The following is a 19,637-nucleotide window of genomic DNA, read 5'->3' on the forward strand; positions in this document are numbered from 1 at the left end:
AATTATCTCATTTTCTAATTTACGAATTGTCAAATTTTAAAAACAATGAATCAAGATTATATAAAACCAGACAATTGGTCAATAATAGAAGAAGGCTTTGATGTTGAAAGAGTCAAATCATCTGAAAGTCTTTTTAGTATCGGAAACGGTGCCATGGGACAGCGTGCCAATTTTGAAGAAAAATACTCAGGAGAAACTTTCCAGGGAAGTTATATTGCCGGAATCTATTATCCAGATAAAACAAAAGTGGGTTGGTGGAAAAATGGATATCCAAAATACTTCGCCAAAGTACTTAATGCTCCAAACTGGATTGGTATCAACGTTGAAATTAACGAAGAAGCTTTCGATTTAAATTCTTGTACCGAAGTAAAAAACTTTCGTAGAGAATTAAATATGAAAGAAGGTTGGTACAATCGTTCCTTTGAAGCAACATTAAAAAACGGAACCGAAATTGCTGTTAACGTACGTCGTTTTCTGTCTTTGAATCTGGATGAAGTTGGTATTATCAAATACGAAATAACTCCATTAAATAAAGATGCAAAAATTCTTTACAAACCATATTTGGATGCTGGTGTTACCAATGAAGATGCAAACTGGGAAGAAAAATTCTGGGAACCTCTTGAAGTAAAAAAAGCTACAAATGAAGCTTATGTAACTGCTCAAACCTATAAAACACATTTTAAGGTTACGACTTTTATGCACAATAGCATTTTTGCTAATAACGAGAATATTAATATTTCGCCTTCTACAATAGATTCTTCAACAGATAAAGTAGAATATACTTATGGTGTAATCATTGCTAAAGGACAAACCTCATCTATACAAAAAATTGGTGGTTATACCGTTTCATTAAACCATACCAACACTCTTACTGCTGCCGAAAAAGCAATTAAGGAAGCATTAAGCAAAGGATATGACCAATTATTACAAGAACAAATTGATGCTTGGGCTAAAGTTTGGGAAATGTCAGACATTACTATCGATGGCGATGTAAAAGCTCAACAAGGAATTCGTTTTAATATTTTTCAGTTAAACCAAACCTATTCAGGAAAAGACAACCGATTAAACATTGGACCAAAAGGATTTACTGGAGAAAAATACGGAGGATCAACCTATTGGGATACCGAAGCCTATTGCATTCCATTTTATATGGCGACAAAAGACCAGCAAGTAGCTCGTAATTTATTGACCTATCGTTATAACCAATTGGATAAAGCTATTGAAAATGCCAAAGACAATTTGGGTTTCAAAGATGGAGCAGCTTTATACCCAATGGTAACTATGAATGGGGAAGAATGCCATAACGAATGGGAAATCACGCATGAAGAAATCCATAGAAATGGAGCGATAGCTTTTGCCATTTTCAATTACAACCGTTACACAGGAGATTACTCCTATATTCCAGAAAAAGGATTAGAAGTATTAATTGGTATTGCGCGTTTTTGGCATCAAAGAGCTTCATTCTCTACAGATAAAAATCAGTATGTGATATTAGGAGTTACAGGTCCTAACGAATACGAAAACAACATCAACAATAATTTCTATACCAATTATATTGCAAAATGGTGTATTGATTATGCCGAAGAACAAATTATAAAAGTTGCTACCGAATACCCTTCCGATCACAAAAGAATTATCGAAAAAGTAAATCTTACTGCAACTGAAATTCAGGAATGGAAAAAAGTAGCCAATAATATGTACTTCCCATTTTCGAAAGAACTTGATGTTTACCTACAACAAGACGGATTCCTGGATAAAGATTTAGTTCCAGTAAAAGACTTAGACCGATCGCAACGTCCTATAAACCAAAAATGGTCTTGGGATCGCGTATTACGTTCACCATATATCAAACAAGCTGATGTTTTACAATGCTTTTACTTTTTTGAGGCCCATTTTACAAAAGAAGAACTATTGCGTAATTTTGAGTTTTACGAATCTTTCACCGTGCACGAAAGTTCACTTTCGCCTTGTGTACACTCTATTCAGGCAGCAGCTCTGGACAAAATGGATATGGCATATACATTCTACCTAAGAACTTCTCGTTTAGACTTAGACGATTACAATAAAGAAGTTGAAGAAGGTTGTCATATTACATCGATGGCTGGAACATGGATGAGTATTGTAGAAGGTTTTGGAGGAATGCGTGTAAAAAATGATACGCTACATTTCTCTCCTAAAATTCCAAAAGAATGGACAGGATATTCATTTAAAATCAATTTTAGAAATCAAATTCTAAAAGTGTCAATAAACCATAACGAAACTACGTTTTCTGTAGATGGAGATACCGACTTAGCCATTGTCGTTAATGGCCAAACCGTAGTCGCTACAAAATATGCAATTGCATAAATAGTAGCTTCTATATATTTTTATAACATTTTTTAATTTATCAACATGAAGAATTTCATTTTCACAGCCTTCATTCTAGTTGCATTTTGTAACATTACAAAAGCACAACAACTAAAATCGCCTGAAGGAAAATTTGTCATGGAGTTTTCGCTACAAAGCGACGGAACTCCAACTTACAATCTTAAATACAAAAACAAAGAGGTTGTAAAATCCAGTAAGTTGGGACTTGAGCTTAAAGACGATAAAAAATCGTTACTAAATGATTTTACGGTTATTGATACAAAAACTGCAACTTTTGACGAAAACTGGAAACCAGTTTGGGGAGAAGTAGCTTCTATTCGCAATCATTATAATGAACTTGCGGTAACCTTAAACCAAAAAGGAACAGACAGACAATTGTTAATCCGTTTTCGTTTATTTGATGATGGACTAGGATTCCGTTATGAATTCCCAACTCAAAAGAACCTTACGTATTTTGTAATCAAAGAAGAAAAAACACAATTTGCAATGACGGGCGACCATACTGCATTTTGGATTCCTGGTGATTACGATACACAAGAATACGATTATACAAAATCAAAATTATCTGAAATCCGTGGATTATCTGAAAAAGCATATACTGCAAACGTATCACAAAAATCTTTTTCTCCAACAGGAGTTCAGACTTCGCTTATGCTAAAAACTGCCGAAGGAGTATATATCAATCTTCATGAAGCAGCATTAATTAATTATTCATGCATGCACTTAAATCTGGATGATAAAAACATGATTTTCGAATCATGGTTAACTCCAGATGCAAAAGGTGATAAAGGATACATGCAAGCACCAAGTCATTCTCCTTGGAGAACAATTATTGTTAGCGATGATGCAAGAGAAATTCTTAATTCAAAAATGACATTAAACCTAAATGATCCTTGTAAAATTGAAGATACTTCTTGGATAAAACCAGTTAAGTATGTAGGTGTTTGGTGGGAAATGATTACAGGAAAAAGTTCTTGGTCATACACTAACGATTTCCCAACGGTACAACTTGGAGTTTCTGATTTCTCTAAAGCAAAACCAAACGGAACTCACGGAGCAACTAATGCTAACGTAAAAAAATACATTGACTTTGCAGCACAAAATGGTTTTGATGCCGTACTTGTTGAAGGTTGGAATGAAGGTTGGGAAGACTGGTTTGGTCACTCTAAAGATTATGTTTTTGATTTCGTAACTCCTTACCCAGATTTTGATGTAAAAGGATTGCACGCTTATGCAAAATCAAAAGGTGTAAAAATCATCATGCACCACGAAACTTCAGGTTCAGTTCGTAACTACGAGCGTCATATGGACAAAGCATACCAATTCATGAAAGACAATGGATATGATGCTGTAAAGAGTGGATACGTAGGTGACATCTTGCCTAGAGGAGAAAATCATTATGACCAATGGATTGTAAACCATTATCAATATGCTTTAGAAAAAGCTGCTGAATATAAAATTATGGTTAATGCTCACGAAGCAGTACGCCCAACAGGTATTAGCAGAACATATCCTAACTTAATCGGTAACGAATCTGCAAGAGGAACAGAATACCAAGCATTTGGTGGATCTAAAGCAAACCACGTAACAATCTTACCATTTACAAGATTAATTGGTGGACCAATGGATTATACTCCTGGTATTTTCGAAATGGACATTAGCAAACTTAATCCTGATAACAAATCGCATGTAAACAGTACAATTGCTAATCAATTGGCATTATACGTTACTATGTACAGCCCATTACAAATGGCTGCCGATCTTCCTGAGCACTACAACAAATTTGCAGATGCTTTCCAATTCATCAAAGATGTTGCTATCGATTGGGATAAAAGTAAATATATTGAAGCAGAACCAGGTGATTACATTACTGTAGCACGTAAAGCAAAAGGAACTAACAACTGGTTTGTAGGTAATGTAAACGGAGACGTTAGTCGTACATCAAACATCAACTTTGATTTCCTTGAAAAAGGAAAAAAATACACAGCAACAATTTATGCTGATGCAAAAGATGCACACTACAAAACAAATCCACAAGCTTACACTATTAAGAAAATAGCAGTAACAAATAAATCAAAATTATCACAGTTATCTGTTCCAGGTGGTGGTTATGCAATTAGCATAATCGAAACTAAATAAAACTTAAAAAAGACAAGTGATTTTTCCCAAGATTACTTGTCTTTTTTTCATAACTCTCTTTTTGTCACATCGAACGTCCTGGAGCTTCGGGAGAGATGCCGCAATGGTTCTCGACTCCGCTCGAACTGACAACGAGAATAATTACATTTAAAATTATGGATATCCAAAAAACCCTCAACCATTCAATCTATAAAATAATCCTATTTGTTTTATTGTTTTCTGCTTCCGCGAAAGCGCAAATTCAGAAAACAGAGCCTCCTTTTTGGTACGCAGGAATGAAAAATCCAGAACTTCAGATTATGTTCTACGGAAAAGACATTGCCCAATACGAACCTACTGTTTCTAATAATGTAACTATTAAAGACATTAAAAAAACCGAAAATCCTAACTACATTTTCGTAACAATCGACACTAAAGACATTCCAGCATCTGAGTTAGTTTTTTCATTTAAAAACAAAAACAAAGTTGCATTTACACAAAAATATTCTTTAAAAAAGAGAAGAGAAAATTCTGCTCAACGCAAAAGTTTTGATGCATCCGATGTGATGTATTTAATCATGCCAGATCGTTTTGCAAATGGAAACTCAAAAAACGATACTAATGCTACTCTAACAGAAAAAGGAAACCGACAAGACCCAAGCGGACGTCATGGTGGTGATATTGACGGAATCATTAAAAACTTAGATTATATTTCTTCTCTAGGTGCAACAACTATTTGGAATACGCCTTTAAACGAAGACAATGACAAACAACATTCGTATCATGGCTACGCCCAATCTGATGTGTATAAAATAGATCCTCGTTACGGAACAAACGAAGATTACGTACGCTTGGCTGCAGAAATGCATAAAAAAGACATGAAACTGGTTATGGATTATGTAACTAATCACTGGGGAATCACACATTGGATGATTAACGATATGCCAACCAAAACTTGGTTCAATCAATTTGAAACCTTCACACAAACCCACCACCGTCGTGAAGTAATCACAGACATTCACGCTTCAAAATTAGATCAGGAAGTTTGTATTGATGGTTGGTTTGTACCTTCAATGCCAGATTTAAATTTAAAAAATCCTTTAGTAGCAAAATACCTAACTCAAAATGCAATTTGGTGGATTGAGTATGCAGATCTTGACGGATTTAGAGTAGACACTTACAACTATTCTGACCCAGCTGCAATGGCAAATTGGGCAAAAGATGTTACCAATGAATATCCAAACTTTAATATTGTTGGAGAAATCTGGATGCACAATCAGGCAAATTTAGCCTTTTGGCAAAAAGACAGTAAAATAGGTGCGATTGAAAACTACAATTCTAATTTACCAAGTGTAATGGATTTTACATTACATAATCAAATTGGTTCTGCTTTTAACGAAAGTGAAGCAACTTGGGATAACGGAATGATTAAATTCTACAACAATTTTGCATTAGATTATCTATATCCATACCCAGACAATATTTTGGTTTTTGCCGAAAATCACGATACAAATAGAATCAATGATGTTTATAAATATGATTTTGTCAAATACAAATTGGCAATGACTTTATTGGCAACCGTTCGTGGAATCCCACAATTGTATTATGGTTCAGAAATCGGAATGGGTGGTGATAAAAGCAAAGGCGATGCCGATATTCGTCAAGATTTCCCTGGCGGATGGAATGGCGATAAAAACAATGCTTTTACCGCAGCAGGAAGAACAACAGAACAAGCTAAATATTTCGATTTTACTTCAAAATTATTCAAATGGAGAAAATCAAATGAAGCCGTTCATTTCGGAAAAATGACACATTATATCCCTGAGAATAATACTTATGTTTATTTCAGATATACTGATGCTAAAACTGTAATGGTAGTTTTTAATAACAATGCTACAGCGCAATCTCTTAAAACAAATCGTTTTAAAGAAAACATCAAAAACTTTAAATCAGGAAAAGACATCCTTACAGGAAAAACGTTCGATTTAACATCTGAAATTACTCTAGAACCAAAGTCAGCAATAGTACTAGAACTAGAATAAAAGTTAAAATCTAAATACAAAGTTTTAGCCACAGATTATAATAATTAAATGGATTTTTGAAATCTGTACGAATCATTATAATCTGTGGCTTTCTTTTAATCAAAGCTTTGCAGACTTTGCGGTTAAACCACAATGTTTTTTGGCCACAGATTATACGGATTAAAAGGATTTTTAAATCTGTGCGAATCCACAATTCATAAACTACTTCTTAAAGCAAAGCTTTGCGGACTTTGCGTAAAACTTTGTGTTCTTTGCGGTAAAATCTCAATAAAACAATCTAATTTGAATATCTATTAATTAAAGCATAAGACTTTTAGGATCTTGGTACGCATTCCAAAATCTTAAAAGTTCAATATCATTATTATCTAAAACTTTATAAAACAGAACTATCTGTTTTGTTACTGGAACTTGAAATATATTTTTATAATTTGTTGGTTTAAAAACTAAATTCTCTTTGATTAATAACTCAATTAAATCGTTTGTTTTATCTATAAAACTATACACGTTTGTCAATGTCCATTCTCTTTCCAAATATTCAATATTTCCCCAATAATCAAGCTTGGCACTTTCTGTCCAAATTATTTGTATCATGGATTATCTGTTGAATAAATGAGGAAAGCGTTTTTTAGTTTCTTCCATAACATCTTCATGAGAATGTACTTTGTTATTAGCAACATCCTCTAAAGCTTGATCTATCGCAACTTTTTGTTTATTGCTTAACAAACACTCGTCATCTTCATCCTCTAAAGGTATAACCACAAAAGATCTACCTTTACTTCTATGTATTACTAGTTTTTCAGTTTCAGCAATATCAAGATATTTTTTAATGTTCCCTCTAAATTCTGTTACGCTAACTGTTTTCATGATTAGTATTTTTACAAATGTACGTAAAAATGTACAGAGCTCTTTATCGTTCATTTTTAAAATCGACGCCATTTTGTTTACTTTTGTAGCACTATGAGTGAAATTCTTAAAATAGCACATCGTGGCGCAAGAGGTTACGAACCCGAAAACACCTTAAAGGCATTCCAGAAAGCATTAGACTTAAATGCTCACGGAATAGAACTAGACGTTCACCTGAGCGCCGATGGCCATATTATTGTAATTCATGACGAAACAATTGACAGAACTACCAACGGAAAAGGCTTTGTAAATAACTTATCTTTGCAGGAATTAAAAGCGTTTCGCACAGAAAAGGAGCAGCAAATTCCAACATTACCAGAAATTTTTGATTTAGTAAACCAACAATGTTTTATTAATATAGAATTAAAAGGTCAAGGAACTGTCAATGCGGTAGCTGCATTAATCGAATTATACGTTTCGGAAAAAAACTGGAATTACAATTCTTTTATTGTTTCAAGTTTCGAATGGGATTTTTTACAAGAAATAGTTTTACTAAATCCGAAAATACCCGTTGGCGTTTTAACCGAAACCGATATTGACTCGGCTATTACTTTTGCAGAAGCGATAAAAGCAAAAGCAATTAATCCCGATTTTAATTTGTTAAGCAAAGAGAACGCAATACAAATACAAGAAAAAGGATTTGAGATTTTTCCTTGGACAGTCAATGAGGCAGCAGACATTGCAAAAATAAAAACATACAACGTAAACGGAATCATTAGTGATTTCCCAGATAGAATATAAAAACCAACTTCCCAATTAATCTTTGTAAAAGTTCAAAACTTTGACAAAGATACTTAGAGGTTAAAACAAAAATATGACTCAAAATTTTGATATAATAATAGTAGGTGGCGGAGCAGCAGGATTTTTTACAGCAATTAATATTGTAGAGAAAAACTCAAAATTAAAAGTCGCTATTTTAGAACGTGGTTCCGAAGTACTAACAAAAGTTCGCGTTTCTGGTGGTGGTCGTTGTAATGTAACTCATGCTTGTTTTGAGCCTAATGAATTGGTTAAGTTTTATCCGCGTGGCGAAAAAGAACTACGAGGACCATTCCATCAGTTTTGTTCCGGAGATACCATAGAATGGTTTGAGAAACATGGTGTAGAACTAAAGATTGAAGATGATGGGAGAATGTTCCCTGTTTCAAATTCTTCACAAACTATCATTGATTGCTTTTTAAAAGCAACCGCAAAATTAGGTATTACAGTACTTACGGGTCAAAGTGTACAATCTATTTTTAAAAAAGAAAACTTCTGGAAAGTTGAAACACAAAACCAGAATTATATAGCTGAAAAATTGATTTTAGCTACAGGAAGTAATCCTAAAATATGGGAAATGTTACAAACTTTTGGGCATGCCGTAGTAAGCCCAGTCCCTTCCCTATTTACCTTTAATATAAAAGACCCAAGAATAAAAGAGTTACCTGGTGTTGCTGCACAAACGACAGTAAAGGTAAAAGACACCAAACTAGAATCAACAGGTCCATTATTAATTACCCATTGGGGAATGAGTGGTCCGGCAATCTTAAAGCTTTCGGCTTGGGGAGCACGTATTTTGCATGATAAAAATTATCAGTTTACGATTTTTGTAAATTGGTTAAATGACATTGATACCGAAGATGCCGAAAAGATATTAAAAGATCTAAAACAGGAACACGCCAAAAAAGCAGTTTCCAAAAAGTCCCCTTTCGATTTCCCAAATCGATTATGGGAAAGTTTAGTTCTCGCTTCTAATATAGAAATAGAAACTAAATGGGCAGATTTATCTAAAATTCAACTTCAGAATTTAGCTAATCAGTTAACAAATGGAACTTTCCCGGTAAACGGAAAAAGTACCTTTAAAGAAGAATTTGTAACCGCAGGCGGAATTGATTTAAAAGAAATCAACTTTAAAACGATGGAAAGCAAGCTTCATGAAAACTTATACTTCGCTGGAGAAATTGTAAACATCGATGCAATTACTGGTGGATTTAATTTCCAGAATGCATGGACAAGTGGTTTTATTGTAGCAAATAGTATCTAAAAGACTTAACTATGAATTCAATTTCATTAGAAAAACAAATACAAGCAATCGCTTCATTTACCGAAGACGAAATTAAAAAGATTGTTTCTTGTTTTGAATATGATAAAATTGAAGCCAAAGAATATTTAGCTACTATTGGGAAAACCAGCAATAAAATTTATTTCATTATTAAAGGGCTCGCCAGAGTTTATTATTTAAAAAACGGAAAAGAAATTACAACTTACTTAAGCTGTGATGATGGCTTTATTGCCTCCTACTCCAGTTTTATAAACCAAACTCATTCTTTCGAAAACATACAATGTATTGAGGAATGCGAAGTTCTTTCGATAAGCTATCAAAGAATGCAACAATTATATAATGAAATTCCTAATTGGGAACGTGTTGGAAGAATTCTGGCCGAACAAAACTACCTATGCATGGCAGATCGATTATTGAAACTACAAATGATTCCTGCCAAAGAAAAATACCTTACTTTTTTACAAACCGCACCATCAAAGATTATCAAGCGTACACCACTTATATACATTGCATCTTTTTTGGGTATTACACCCGAATCTTTAAGTCGCATTAGACAAAGCATTTCTTAACATTTATCAAATAGGTTAGTATTTTCGTTTTTCATCTTTGTCAATAATAAAATTTGATAAAATGAAAAACGTAGCCAAAAATGTGTACCAAATACCGGTATTACCCAGAAACAGTATTAATTGTTATTTAATTGAAGATGTACTTATTGATGCAGGAATAAGAAGCTCGGCATCCAAAATTTTAAATGCTATAAAAAATAAAAAAGTAAATACCCACGTACTCACCCATGCGCATGCCGACCATCAGGGAAGCAGTAAAATCATTTGTGATACTTTAAAAATCCCATTATGGTGTAGTGAACCCGAAAAACAAGCGGCCGAAAGCGGAAATGTAACTATTGAATACCCAAATCCAAATAATATAATTTCTAATTTTCAGGCAAAAGTCTGGGCTGGAAAAGGTTGTCAAGTATCCAAAATTATTAAAGAAGGAGATATCGTAGGCGGATTTACTGTAATTGAAACTCCTGGGCATTCCAGCGGGCATTTATCTTTTTTTAGAGAACACGATGGTGTTCTTATAGTTGGTGATGTAATGACTAACATGAATTTATTAACCACTGTTCCTGGATTACATGAACCTCCAAACTTGTTTACAACCAATCAACAAAAAAATAGGGAATCCATAAAAAAACTAGCCAAGTTAAACCCAAAAATATTATGTTTTGGTCATGGCCCTGTTCTAATAAATAACGGTGAATTAGCTCGATTCGTGAATAAAATTTCTGCAATTTAGTATTCAGTACCAGTCGCAGTTTTCAACTCTAAGAACTACGACTGGTAATAACATTGAGACTGATAATTTAAAAACTGAATTAACAAGACTTTAGAAATTCCATAAGTTTTATTTAAGATAACTCTAATAATTTCACTTACAACTTAATACTTATAGATGAAAGCAAAATTACTTACTACAATTTCTTTATTTACCTACCAACTTGGTGTTTCACAAACAGAAAAACTCTTAAAAGGAAAAGTTACATCAGAAACTATCCTCTTGAAAAATGTAGAAGTAATCAATAAAACGTCTAAAACTAGTACTACTACAAATGAACAAGGAGAATTCTTGATTTTAGTAAATGTAAAAGACAGTTTAATATTTTTCTCCAATGATTATCTTTTTAAAAGACTAAAAATAACTCAGGAAAATATTGAAATGAATAATCTTACTGTAAAGATGCTTCCAAAACCAGAAGAATTAAAAGAAGTGCTCATTTTATCTAAAAACCCAAAATCGGTATTCATAACCAAAGAAGAAATCAAAGAAATTAAATTAAACAAATCCAGAGCCAAACTAGGGATGAAAATTGATGGTTATAAAGATGGAACAGCTCCGATTGATCTCGGAACTGATTTTGTTCGACTTGGTAAACAAATCTATAACATATTTAAAAAAGAAAAAGAAAGAAAAATCGAAACACCAGAAATAGATTTTATTCAACTTGTAAAGACAACATTGAATCCAGATTTTTTCACAAAGGATTTAAAATTAAACCCCGAAGAAAAAGAATTATTTCTAACTTTTTGTGATGCTGACCCAAGATCTAAGAACCTTTTAGAACACAATAACATATTAACCACAATGGATTTTTTGTATGCAAAGAATGAAAGCTTTAAAAAAATGAAAGCTGAATCTAAAAACTAAGTCTCCGAAACTAGAAAAACTATTTATTCAACCACCAGATACTAGCATTCAGAACCGTGGCGTAACTTACCCAAAGCAAGTAAGGAACTAATAAATAACCTGCGATTTTATTGATTTTTATAAATTTTAAAAGTGTTTCATAAATCATCAGCCAAAGAACAAAAACTTCAAGAAGCGCTAATAACGGATTCATTAATCCGAAGAATAAATAAGACCACAAAGCATTTAGAGCCAATTGAATTGCAAAGAAAACCAATGCATTTTTAACTGCTTCTTTTTCATATTCTATTCGGTCCCAAACCAATCCAGCTGCAACCCCCATCAAAAGATAAAGCAAACTCCAAGCTGGTGCAAAAACCCAATTAGGCGGATTAAAGCTTGGCTTGATTAAAGTCGGATACCAAGTATCAACACTAGTTCTGGTAACAATTCCCGAAAAATATCCAATAGCAAGACAAGTAACAACAACAGCTAAAATTCGAGTGATTTTATTCATTTTATATTCTTTTTTTGAGTTAATAAAGGTAAACATTTTTATAGGCTATCAAAAAGTGCAAAAGGTATAATTCAAAAAAAGTATCTTTGCGTAAATTTTATATTTTTATGTTTACAGCAAACGATTTTATTCCAAAAAAATATACTTCGACTATAGATCAAGGCAATTTTGAGTGGAGCGCCCCAAGTAACATTGCTTTGGTAAAATATTGGGGAAAAAAAGACAATCAAATTCCAGCTAATCCTTCAGTAAGTTTTACTTTAAACAATTGTAAAACAATTACTAAACTAGCTTTCGCTAAAAAAGACATTTCAACTGATAATTTCTCATTCGATTTACTTTTTGAGGGAAAACCAAAAGAAGATTTCAAACCGAAAATACAGAAATTTTTGGAACGCGTTTTCGTTTATCTCCCTTTCCTAAAAGAGTATCATTTTACAATTGACACTCAAAATACTTTTCCACATAGTTCAGGAATAGCCTCATCGGCATCTGGAATGGCAGCTTTGGCAATGAATTTTATGAGTTTAGAAAAAACTTTAAACCCAGAAATGACCGATGATTATTTCTTTCAGAAAGCTTCTTTCCTAGCTCGTTTAGGTTCAGGGAGTGCATGCCGAAGTGTAAAAGGAAGCGTAGTTGTTTGGGGAAATCAAGCAAATATAAAAGGAAGCTCAGATTTATTTGGAGTAGAATTTCCAAATACAATTCATGAAAACTTTAAAAATTACCAAGACACTATTTTATTAGTTGATAAAGGCGAAAAACAAGTTTCGAGTACTGTAGGTCATGATTTAATGCACAACCATCCTTATGCCGAAAGACGTTTTGCACAAGCGCATGAAAACTTAGATAAACTAATTTCTATTTTTGAAAGTGGAGATTTGGACGAATTCATTAAAGTCGTTGAGAGCGAAGCATTGACATTACATGCTATGATGATGACATCAATGCCGTATTTTATCTTAATGAAACCAAATACACTTCAGATTATTAATGCTATTTGGAAATTTAGAACAGAAACAAAAATCCCTGTTTGTTTTACACTAGATGCAGGAGCAAATGTTCATATTTTGTATCCCGAAAACGTTAAAGAAGAAATCTTACAATTTATTCAGGACGATTTAGTTGTATTTTGTCAGAATGGTCAGTACCTTTGCGACGAAATTGGAAGCGGAAGCTTATTAATTGATAATTAAAAATTATCAATTGATAATTACATAGTTTATGGAAAAGAAAAACATTATAAAGGAAAAAACTTTTGCTTTTGCAATTGAAATAGTTGGTCTTTATAAAGTTTTAGCTGAGAAAAAAGAATTCGTTTTATCTAGGCAAATGCTACGTTCAGGAACCTCAATAGGGGCTAATGTAAGAGAAGCAGAACACGCACAAAGTAAAGCAGATTTTATTCATAAGTTATCTATTTCATTAAAAGAAGCAAACGAAACAGAATATTGGTTAGATTTGTTACACGAAACTAAATATCTTTCAGATATTGAATTTCAAAACATTAAACCAAAAATAATAGAACTCTTACGCTTGCTAACAAGCATCGTAAAAACCACAAAAAATGCATAATTATCAATTGTTAATTATCAATTTTCAACTATGAAAGGACCATTATTTTACTCGAAAATATTACTTTTTGGAGAATACGGAATTATTCGTGACTCTAAAGGTTTGTCTATTCCTTATAATTTTTACAATGGCGCACTGAAGAGAACCGAAAACCCTTCAGCAGAAGCCATTTCTTCAAATGCAAGTCTAAGCAGATTTACATCATACCTTGAAACATTACAAGCAGAGCAACCAGAATTGGTTACTTTTGATTTGGTTACTTTAAAGAATGATGTTGAAACAGGAATGTATTTTGACTCAAGTATCCCACAAGGATATGGAGTTGGAAGTAGCGGTGCACTTGTAGCTGCCATTTATGATAAATATGCTCAAAATAAAATCACGGTTCTAGAAAATTTAACTCGTGAGAAATTATTACAGTTAAAAATTATTTTTTCTCAAATGGAAAGTTTTTTCCACGGAAAAAGTTCTGGTTTAGATCCATTAAATAGTTACTTGAGCATCCCGATTTTAATAAACTCTAAAGATAATATTGAGGCAACTGGAATTCCTAATCAAAGTTTTGACGGAAAAGGAGCTGTGTTTTTATTAGACTCAGGAATTGTTGGTGAAACTGCTCCAATGGTAAATATTTTTATGGAAAACCTAAAAGACAAAGGGTTCCGAACTATGCTAAAAAACCAGTTTGTAAAATATACTGATGCTTGTGTAGAGAATTTTTTACATGGCGATATGAAGTCTTTATTTAGTAATACCAAAAAATTATCAAAAGTAGTTTTGAATAATTTCAAACCTATGATTCCAGAACAGTTTCATGGTATTTGGCAAAATGGTATTGACACAAACGATTATTACCTAAAATTATGTGGTTCTGGCGGTGGAGGTTATATTCTTGGTTTTACTCAAGATTTAGAACGCGCTAAGCAATCATTAAAAGACTACAAACTAGAAGTAGTTTACCAATTTTAAATACAGAATACAAATTCTAAGATTTTAGAATATTAAATAGTTACAATTTTTAGAGTCGATATATATTCGACTCTAAAAATTAAATGCCACTAACGTGCCTTTTTTTCCTAAAAAATTATCACAATCTAGCAAGTTATTTAATATGAAAAGTATTTTAAGCATCCTCAAGTCAACTTTTGTAGGCGGAATTCTTTTTCTGATTCCATTAGCCATAATCCTGGTCCTTTTTGAAAAAGGCTATCACATTTTACAAAAGATTACCATTCCGTTAGTTAGTAATTTACCCAAAGTAAGAGTATTAGGAATGGCGCTAGAAGAATTAATAGGCCTACTAATTATTATATTAATTTGTTTTTTGGCAGGATTATTAGCTCGAACCAAACAAGCAAAAATCTTAATTATTAAATTAGAAACTAGCATTTTAAGTCTTATCCCTGGATATTCGTTTATGAAGAACATGAATGAAAACATCATAGGGCTTGAAAATTCTAAAGACTTAAAAGTTGTTTTGGCTCGTGTAGATGATGGATGGCAATTTGCTTTTTTAATAGAACAAATCGACGAAGAACATTGCACGGTTTTTATCCCGAATGCCCCAAGTCCGTGGAGTGGTTCTATCTATTTTATGGAAAAAGAAAGAATAAAAGAAACCACAATATCACAAAAAGAGGCTTTAGTATGCATAAGAAAATTGGGATATGGCTCTTCAAAATTATTAAAAGATGTACTTTAGTAATTTTAAAACCAATATATAATCTGTATCCTACAAAGAACACTAACCTCTAACAAAAGAAATGTTAAGCCGACAGAATAAAATCTTAGCGATGAAAATAATAAGTTTGTTCTCTGTAATAAGAGGCTACAACATTCCTATTATCGTTTTAGCACAATACTTATCGGCAATATTTATTTTGGCTCCCGAAAAAAGGGCGCTTGACATACTACTTGACTTCAATTTATTTTTAATTGTTTTTGCTTCGGCAATTACTATTGCTGCAGGTTATATTATTAATAATTTTTATGACAGTCAGAAAGATTTAATAAATCGTCCCAACAAATCAATGTTGGATCGATTAGTAAGTCAGAAAACAAAACTGAGCGTATATTTCACCCTAAACTTCATTGGCTCATTAATGGCGCTGATTGTGTCCTGGAGGGCATTTTTATTCTTTTCGGCGTATATATTTTTAATCTGGTTTTATTCTCATAAAATAAAAAAGTATCCATTAATCGGTAACTTAACGGCTGCCTTACTTGCTGTTTTACCATTCTTTGCCATATTAGTATATTTTTACAATCAAATTTCTTTTGATGATTTAGAAAACCAAAGAGGGCATTTTGCAGTAATTTCTGCTCATGCTGTTTTTCTATTCTTATTATTGCTTATTCGTGAGATGATAAAAGACTTAGAAAACCTAAAAGGAGACTTGGTTAATAATTACAAAACCATCCCAATTCTTTATGGTGAGAGAACTTCAAAAAAGATAATTACCTTTTTAACTTTTCTTACTATTGTTCCCGTTTACATTCTAATCGAAATATATGATGTAGGTTATATGGACATTTATTTCTACATCTGCTTTATTGTTTTAATATTTTTCTTACTTTACCTTTGGAAATCAAATTCTAAGACACAATTTTTACTTCTGCACAATGTTTTAAAATTTCTTATCGTTTCGGGAGTGTTTTGTATTGTACTTATTAATCCAAGTGTTTTGTGGCATGGAAAAACTTTACTTTTAAAAATATAATTGATTTAAAATTTTCAGCATTTTTAGATTATTTTCAATTAAAAGGCTGGTAATAGTATTAAAAGCTAGTAATCTAACAACAATCAAGTTACTGCTATTAACCAATAATAAACTATCTTTGCACAAATTACAGGATTTATGAATAATAAGGAAGGCAATAATAAAGGAAAAGGACCAAGAGCAAATAGCTCAAGACCTAACTCAAATAAGCCAAAACCTGCCATGCAAAAGCGTGCACAAGGGCCAAAAAAAGCGAAACCGATTACTAAAGTAGAGGAAGAAGCTGCTGCAAAAGCTGCCAAAAAACCGAATCAAGCACCTAAAAGACAAAAGGCTGCTGATGAGATTCGTTTAAACAAATATATTGCTAATTCTGGCGCTTGTTCTCGTCGTGATGCAGATATCTACATCCAATCTGGGAATGTAAAAGTAAACGGAGTACCTGTTACAGAAATGGGATACTTAGTAAAACCAGGAGATACAGTAAATTTTGACGGAGCAACTTTAACTCCAGAAAAGAAAGAATACATCTTATTAAACAAACCAAAAAACTTTACGACTGCTTTTGACGAAGGTCAGGAATACCGTAACGTATTAGAATTGGTTCGTGGTTCGACTAATGCAAAGATTGCTGCAGTTGGTAGAATGGATAAAAACACTACAGGTTTATTATTGTTTACAAATGATACTGATATGCTTCGTAAATTTACTTTACCAAGCCAGAAATCATCTAAAATATACCAGGTTTCATTAGATAAAAACTTGAAATTTGAAGATTTAGAAAAAATAAACAAAGGATTAGTTCTTGATGGACACCGTGTTTTTGTTGAAGACATTAGCTATATCGACAATGAGCCAAAAAGCGAAATTGGGTTAAAGTTACGTTCATCAAATGTAAAAGTAGTTCGTGCTATCTTCGAACACTTTGAATATGATGTTTTACGTATTGACCGTGTATCTTTTGCTGGTTTAACCAAAAAGAATTTACCAAGAGGTAACTGGCGTTTTTTAACAGAACAAGAAGTTATCAATTTGAAGAACGTATAAATCTTCAAATTATATATAAACGAGAGAATCCTATTTTACAAAATGTAAAATGGGATTTTTTTTTAACTTAAAAACAAAAGACGGTTTTTAAGAATTACTATTTGAAAAAATGTGATTGAAAATTGAGTTTGAAAATCTGGTTTTCCTTTTTTCTTCAACAACTTCGTAAGATGAAAAACCTAAGATAATTTTTATTCCGAGAGGAATACTATTTAAAACACCTCTTTTTTGCTCTTCTAGCAATAATTGGAGGTCTTCTTGCACTTGCTTTTTATAGCTAAAATAAGAAAGAACTAATAATGCTGAAAAATTTAATACTTCGCGAGCAGTTTCGCTTTTAATACCTACTTCGTTAGAGACCATTTCGGTAATTCGCCCCTTTTTGTTATCAAAAATTCGTTTTAATAACTTATTGCCTTCGTCTTTATAACATTCATCGACTGATAATAGTCTTCCAGATTCAAAATCTATTTCTTTATAAAAGTCTGTATTCCCAACAATCTCTACCAACTCATTATACAAACTGACTTCGTGTATTTTATTATAAACTCCTATTAAGATAGTTCCGATAGAAGCATCAATAGCTTTAATTAATAAGGCGTCATTTTCAAAATAAAATTTATTCAGTTTTGAAACAACATTTGAAGAAATAAAACGTCTAAGTTCAATTTGTAAATTTGGATTCATTAATCTGGATTTTTTAATTAAAAATAATTTATATCAATTATAAATAATCGACAAAGTGTGGCATTTTATCGTTTATGTGATAAATGTATGTAAAATAATAACATATCCAAAAAAAACGTTAAAAATTTTTCTTCTCAATTTCTCATTAATTCCATCCCTTTTCTTAAAACCCAATAAAATCGCTAATACTCTAAATATCAATACAAACTAAAACTTGAAAAAAAATTAAGAAATTACATAATAATATAGCGAATCAACAGTTATTTTTTCCTTTTTTCAGAAACAAACCAGCGTTAACGAATCCTGTAATTAATTATAACAAAACTGGCTGAAGTCTAAATTTAGACGAAAAATACTACTCCGTTTTCCCAGATTCATCAATGCATTTATATCTTATTCTGGAGATCAGTTTAAGAAAAATCTATTTCTTTAATTAAATTCTAAATGTCATAATGTTCCAAAAATAGTAAGCATTTAAAAAATCAGAATTTAAAACAAATCTAAAAAAGCCAAAACACTCAATTAGAAGAAACTAACCAAAATTAAGTTTTACAGGATTTAAGTTTTCCAAAACAAAACAAGAAGAAGATTTTTTTTCAGCATTAAGGATAAGCTTACTAAATCTGAGATTTTATCTAAAATAGCCCTAGGCTGTAAATAACTTACCAAAATAATAGAAATAAAAACCTGTTTTTAGCATATTTAAATAGTTTTATGCAAAATTAAATTTTAATTTTAACCCTTTAAAATAGGTTTCACTTTACACCACACTATGGCAATTAACTTACAGAAAGGGCAAAAAATAAATATTGGCTTATTAAATATAACAATTGGTTTAGGTTGGGATCCAAATGAAGGCACAGGAAGCAATTTTGATCTAGACGCTTCAGCAATTATGATTAATTCTGAAAGAAAACTTTTAGATGAAGATTATTTTGTTTTCTACAACAATCTCAAATCTCCCGACGGATCTCTAGAACATTCAGGAGATGATCCCGACGGAAAAAGTAGTGATGGCGATGATGATGAAGCTATAAAAATTGACTTGACAAAAGTCGACCCAAGGGTAAAAGAAATTTTATTTGTGGTTACAATTGAGGATTACGAAAGAAGAAAACAAAACTTTGGTCAAGTTAGAAACTCATACATAAGAATCGTTGACAATTCGACTCGTGAAGAAATTGCAAAATATGAGTTAGACGAAGACTTTTCGATAGAAACAGGAATAGAATTTGGAAGGCTTTATAAAAGAAATGAACAATGGAGGTTTGAAGCTTCGGGAATAGGATACAGAGCCGATTTAGGTTACTTTTTAGAAAAATATTATTCTGGCGAAATCATTAAATAATTTCTAATACCTAGTCCAGAGCCATTCGTTTCATTAATAATTACAGAAAACAAACTGTTTTACAATTCAAAGAAAC

The 19,637-nt window shown here is 32.2% G+C and carries 19 protein-coding genes; 15 read left to right on the forward strand and 4 right to left on the reverse strand.

Annotation, left to right across the window (positions count from 1 at the left end; all coding sequences use genetic code 11):
• Positions 1 to 45: 45 nt before the first annotated feature.
• The 3 genes from OA93_RS07560 (at position 46) to OA93_RS07570 (ending at position 6,527) form a co-directional block, all read left to right on the forward strand.
• Positions 46 to 2,346, forward strand: coding sequence for a glycoside hydrolase family 65 protein (locus tag OA93_RS07560; RefSeq protein WP_039112530.1), 2,301 nt, complete (start codon positions 46 to 48; stop codon positions 2,344 to 2,346).
• A gap of 45 nt (positions 2,347 to 2,391) precedes the next feature.
• Entirely contained in the window at positions 2,392 to 4,506 is a 2,115-nt protein-coding gene (locus OA93_RS07565; protein ID WP_039112531.1) for a glycoside hydrolase family 97 protein, read from the forward strand.
• Positions 4,507 to 4,661: 155 nt separating this feature from the next.
• Positions 4,662 to 6,527, forward strand: coding sequence for a glycoside hydrolase family 13 protein (locus OA93_RS07570; RefSeq protein WP_039112568.1), 1,866 nt, complete (start codon positions 4,662 to 4,664; stop codon positions 6,525 to 6,527).
• Between the two features lie 297 nt (positions 6,528 to 6,824).
• Here the strand turns inward: OA93_RS07570 and OA93_RS07575 are convergent, their stop codons facing one another.
• Both OA93_RS07575 and OA93_RS07580 read right to left on the reverse strand, forming a co-directional pair.
• Positions 6,825 to 7,118, reverse strand: a complete 294-nt coding sequence (locus OA93_RS07575) for a type II toxin-antitoxin system RelE/ParE family toxin (protein WP_039112532.1) — start codon at positions 7,116 to 7,118, stop codon at positions 6,825 to 6,827.
• A 3-nt stretch (positions 7,119 to 7,121) separates the two neighbouring features.
• Complete coding sequence (locus OA93_RS07580; protein ID WP_165572091.1) at positions 7,122 to 7,445, reverse strand: type II toxin-antitoxin system Phd/YefM family antitoxin; 324 nt, start codon at positions 7,443 to 7,445, stop codon at positions 7,122 to 7,124.
• Positions 7,446 to 7,484: 39 nt separating this feature from the next.
• On the opposite strand from OA93_RS07580, the gene OA93_RS07585 reads away from it, so the two are divergent.
• The 5 genes from OA93_RS07585 (at position 7,485) to OA93_RS07605 (ending at position 11,685) form a co-directional block, all read left to right on the forward strand.
• Positions 7,485 to 8,171 carry a glycerophosphodiester phosphodiesterase family protein gene (locus tag OA93_RS07585; protein WP_039112534.1) on the forward strand — a complete coding sequence of 229 codons (687 nt, stop codon included), beginning with the start codon at positions 7,485 to 7,487 and terminating at the stop codon, positions 8,169 to 8,171.
• A gap of 73 nt (positions 8,172 to 8,244) precedes the next feature.
• On the forward strand, positions 8,245 to 9,453 hold the full coding sequence (locus OA93_RS07590) for an NAD(P)/FAD-dependent oxidoreductase (protein ID WP_039112535.1): 1,209 nt from the start codon (positions 8,245 to 8,247) through the stop codon (positions 9,451 to 9,453).
• A gap of 11 nt (positions 9,454 to 9,464) precedes the next feature.
• Positions 9,465 to 10,040 carry a Crp/Fnr family transcriptional regulator gene (locus OA93_RS07595; RefSeq protein WP_039112536.1) on the forward strand — a complete coding sequence of 192 codons (576 nt, stop codon included), beginning with the start codon at positions 9,465 to 9,467 and terminating at the stop codon, positions 10,038 to 10,040.
• Positions 10,041 to 10,101: 61 nt separating this feature from the next.
• A complete protein-coding gene (locus tag OA93_RS07600) occupies positions 10,102 to 10,776 on the forward strand; it encodes an MBL fold metallo-hydrolase (protein WP_039112537.1) in 675 nt (224 codons plus the stop codon).
• 156 nt (positions 10,777 to 10,932) lie between these two features.
• The gene (locus OA93_RS07605) at positions 10,933 to 11,685 is read left to right on the forward strand and encodes a hypothetical protein (RefSeq protein ID WP_039112538.1); all 753 of its coding nucleotides are present in this window, start codon (positions 10,933 to 10,935) and stop codon (positions 11,683 to 11,685) included.
• A 19-nt stretch (positions 11,686 to 11,704) separates the two neighbouring features.
• On the opposite strand, the gene OA93_RS07610 is transcribed toward OA93_RS07605, so the two are convergent.
• The gene (locus OA93_RS07610; RefSeq protein ID WP_039112569.1) at positions 11,705 to 12,181 is read right to left on the reverse strand and encodes a TspO/MBR family protein; all 477 of its coding nucleotides are present in this window, start codon (positions 12,179 to 12,181) and stop codon (positions 11,705 to 11,707) included.
• Positions 12,182 to 12,288: 107 nt separating this feature from the next.
• Between OA93_RS07610 and OA93_RS07615 the strand changes: the two genes are divergently transcribed.
• The 6 genes from OA93_RS07615 to OA93_RS07640 all read left to right on the forward strand — a co-directional run bounded on the left by OA93_RS07615 (position 12,289) and on the right by OA93_RS07640 (position 17,526).
• Complete coding sequence (locus OA93_RS07615; RefSeq protein ID WP_039112539.1) at positions 12,289 to 13,380, forward strand: diphosphomevalonate decarboxylase; 1,092 nt, start codon at positions 12,289 to 12,291, stop codon at positions 13,378 to 13,380.
• Positions 13,381 to 13,408: 28 nt separating this feature from the next.
• Entirely contained in the window at positions 13,409 to 13,759 is a 351-nt protein-coding gene (locus OA93_RS07620) for a four helix bundle protein (protein WP_039112540.1), read from the forward strand.
• 30 nt (positions 13,760 to 13,789) lie between these two features.
• A complete protein-coding gene (locus OA93_RS07625; protein WP_039112541.1) occupies positions 13,790 to 14,728 on the forward strand; it encodes a hypothetical protein in 939 nt (312 codons plus the stop codon).
• Positions 14,729 to 14,870: 142 nt separating this feature from the next.
• Positions 14,871 to 15,461, forward strand: a complete 591-nt coding sequence (locus OA93_RS07630; RefSeq protein WP_039112542.1) for a DUF502 domain-containing protein — start codon at positions 14,871 to 14,873, stop codon at positions 15,459 to 15,461.
• A gap of 61 nt (positions 15,462 to 15,522) precedes the next feature.
• Entirely contained in the window at positions 15,523 to 16,479 is a 957-nt protein-coding gene (locus OA93_RS07635; RefSeq protein WP_039112543.1) for a geranylgeranylglycerol-phosphate geranylgeranyltransferase, read from the forward strand.
• Positions 16,480 to 16,617: 138 nt separating this feature from the next.
• Complete coding sequence (locus OA93_RS07640; RefSeq protein WP_039112544.1) at positions 16,618 to 17,526, forward strand: pseudouridine synthase; 909 nt, start codon at positions 16,618 to 16,620, stop codon at positions 17,524 to 17,526.
• Between the two features lie 87 nt (positions 17,527 to 17,613).
• On the opposite strand, the gene OA93_RS07645 is transcribed toward OA93_RS07640, so the two are convergent.
• Positions 17,614 to 18,213, reverse strand: a complete 600-nt coding sequence (locus tag OA93_RS07645) for a DUF937 domain-containing protein (RefSeq protein ID WP_039112545.1) — start codon at positions 18,211 to 18,213, stop codon at positions 17,614 to 17,616.
• 772 nt (positions 18,214 to 18,985) lie between these two features.
• On the opposite strand from OA93_RS07645, the gene OA93_RS07650 reads away from it, so the two are divergent.
• Positions 18,986 to 19,561 (forward strand): TerD family protein, encoded by a 576-nt coding sequence (locus OA93_RS07650; RefSeq protein WP_039112546.1) that lies wholly within the window; start codon positions 18,986 to 18,988, stop codon positions 19,559 to 19,561.
• Positions 19,562 to 19,637 lie beyond the last annotated feature (76 nt).

This window comes from Flavobacterium sp. KMS (genome assembly GCF_000813005.1).
Lineage (GTDB): Bacteria > Bacteroidota > Bacteroidia > Flavobacteriales > Flavobacteriaceae > Flavobacterium.

Coding starts and splice junctions, on each gene's coding strand:
- OA93_RS07625 (WP_039112541.1), top strand. CDS start 13,790: ATGAAAGGACCATTATTTTACTCGAAAATATTACTTTTTGGAGAATAC.
- OA93_RS07640 (WP_039112544.1), top strand. CDS start 16,618: ATGAATAATAAGGAAGGCAATAATAAAGGAAAAGGACCAAGAGCAAAT.
- OA93_RS07585 (WP_039112534.1), top strand. CDS start 7,485: ATGAGTGAAATTCTTAAAATAGCACATCGTGGCGCAAGAGGTTACGAA.
- OA93_RS07615 (WP_039112539.1), top strand. CDS start 12,289: ATGTTTACAGCAAACGATTTTATTCCAAAAAAATATACTTCGACTATA.
- OA93_RS07610 (WP_039112569.1), bottom strand. CDS start 12,181: ATGAATAAAATCACTCGAATTTTAGCTGTTGTTGTTACTTGTCTTGCT.
- OA93_RS07580 (WP_165572091.1), bottom strand. CDS start 7,445: ATGAACGATAAAGAGCTCTGTACATTTTTACGTACATTTGTAAAAATA.
- OA93_RS07620 (WP_039112540.1), top strand. CDS start 13,409: ATGGAAAAGAAAAACATTATAAAGGAAAAAACTTTTGCTTTTGCAATT.
- OA93_RS07575 (WP_039112532.1), bottom strand. CDS start 7,118: ATGATACAAATAATTTGGACAGAAAGTGCCAAGCTTGATTATTGGGGA.
- OA93_RS07590 (WP_039112535.1), top strand. CDS start 8,245: ATGACTCAAAATTTTGATATAATAATAGTAGGTGGCGGAGCAGCAGGA.
- OA93_RS07635 (WP_039112543.1), top strand. CDS start 15,523: ATGTTAAGCCGACAGAATAAAATCTTAGCGATGAAAATAATAAGTTTG.
- OA93_RS07600 (WP_039112537.1), top strand. CDS start 10,102: ATGAAAAACGTAGCCAAAAATGTGTACCAAATACCGGTATTACCCAGA.
- OA93_RS07565 (WP_039112531.1), top strand. CDS start 2,392: ATGAAGAATTTCATTTTCACAGCCTTCATTCTAGTTGCATTTTGTAAC.
- OA93_RS07560 (WP_039112530.1), top strand. CDS start 46: ATGAATCAAGATTATATAAAACCAGACAATTGGTCAATAATAGAAGAA.
- OA93_RS07645 (WP_039112545.1), bottom strand. CDS start 18,213: ATGAATCCAAATTTACAAATTGAACTTAGACGTTTTATTTCTTCAAAT.
- OA93_RS07650 (WP_039112546.1), top strand. CDS start 18,986: ATGGCAATTAACTTACAGAAAGGGCAAAAAATAAATATTGGCTTATTA.
- OA93_RS07630 (WP_039112542.1), top strand. CDS start 14,871: ATGAAAAGTATTTTAAGCATCCTCAAGTCAACTTTTGTAGGCGGAATT.
- OA93_RS07605 (WP_039112538.1), top strand. CDS start 10,933: ATGAAAGCAAAATTACTTACTACAATTTCTTTATTTACCTACCAACTT.
- OA93_RS07570 (WP_039112568.1), top strand. CDS start 4,662: ATGGATATCCAAAAAACCCTCAACCATTCAATCTATAAAATAATCCTA.
- OA93_RS07595 (WP_039112536.1), top strand. CDS start 9,465: ATGAATTCAATTTCATTAGAAAAACAAATACAAGCAATCGCTTCATTT.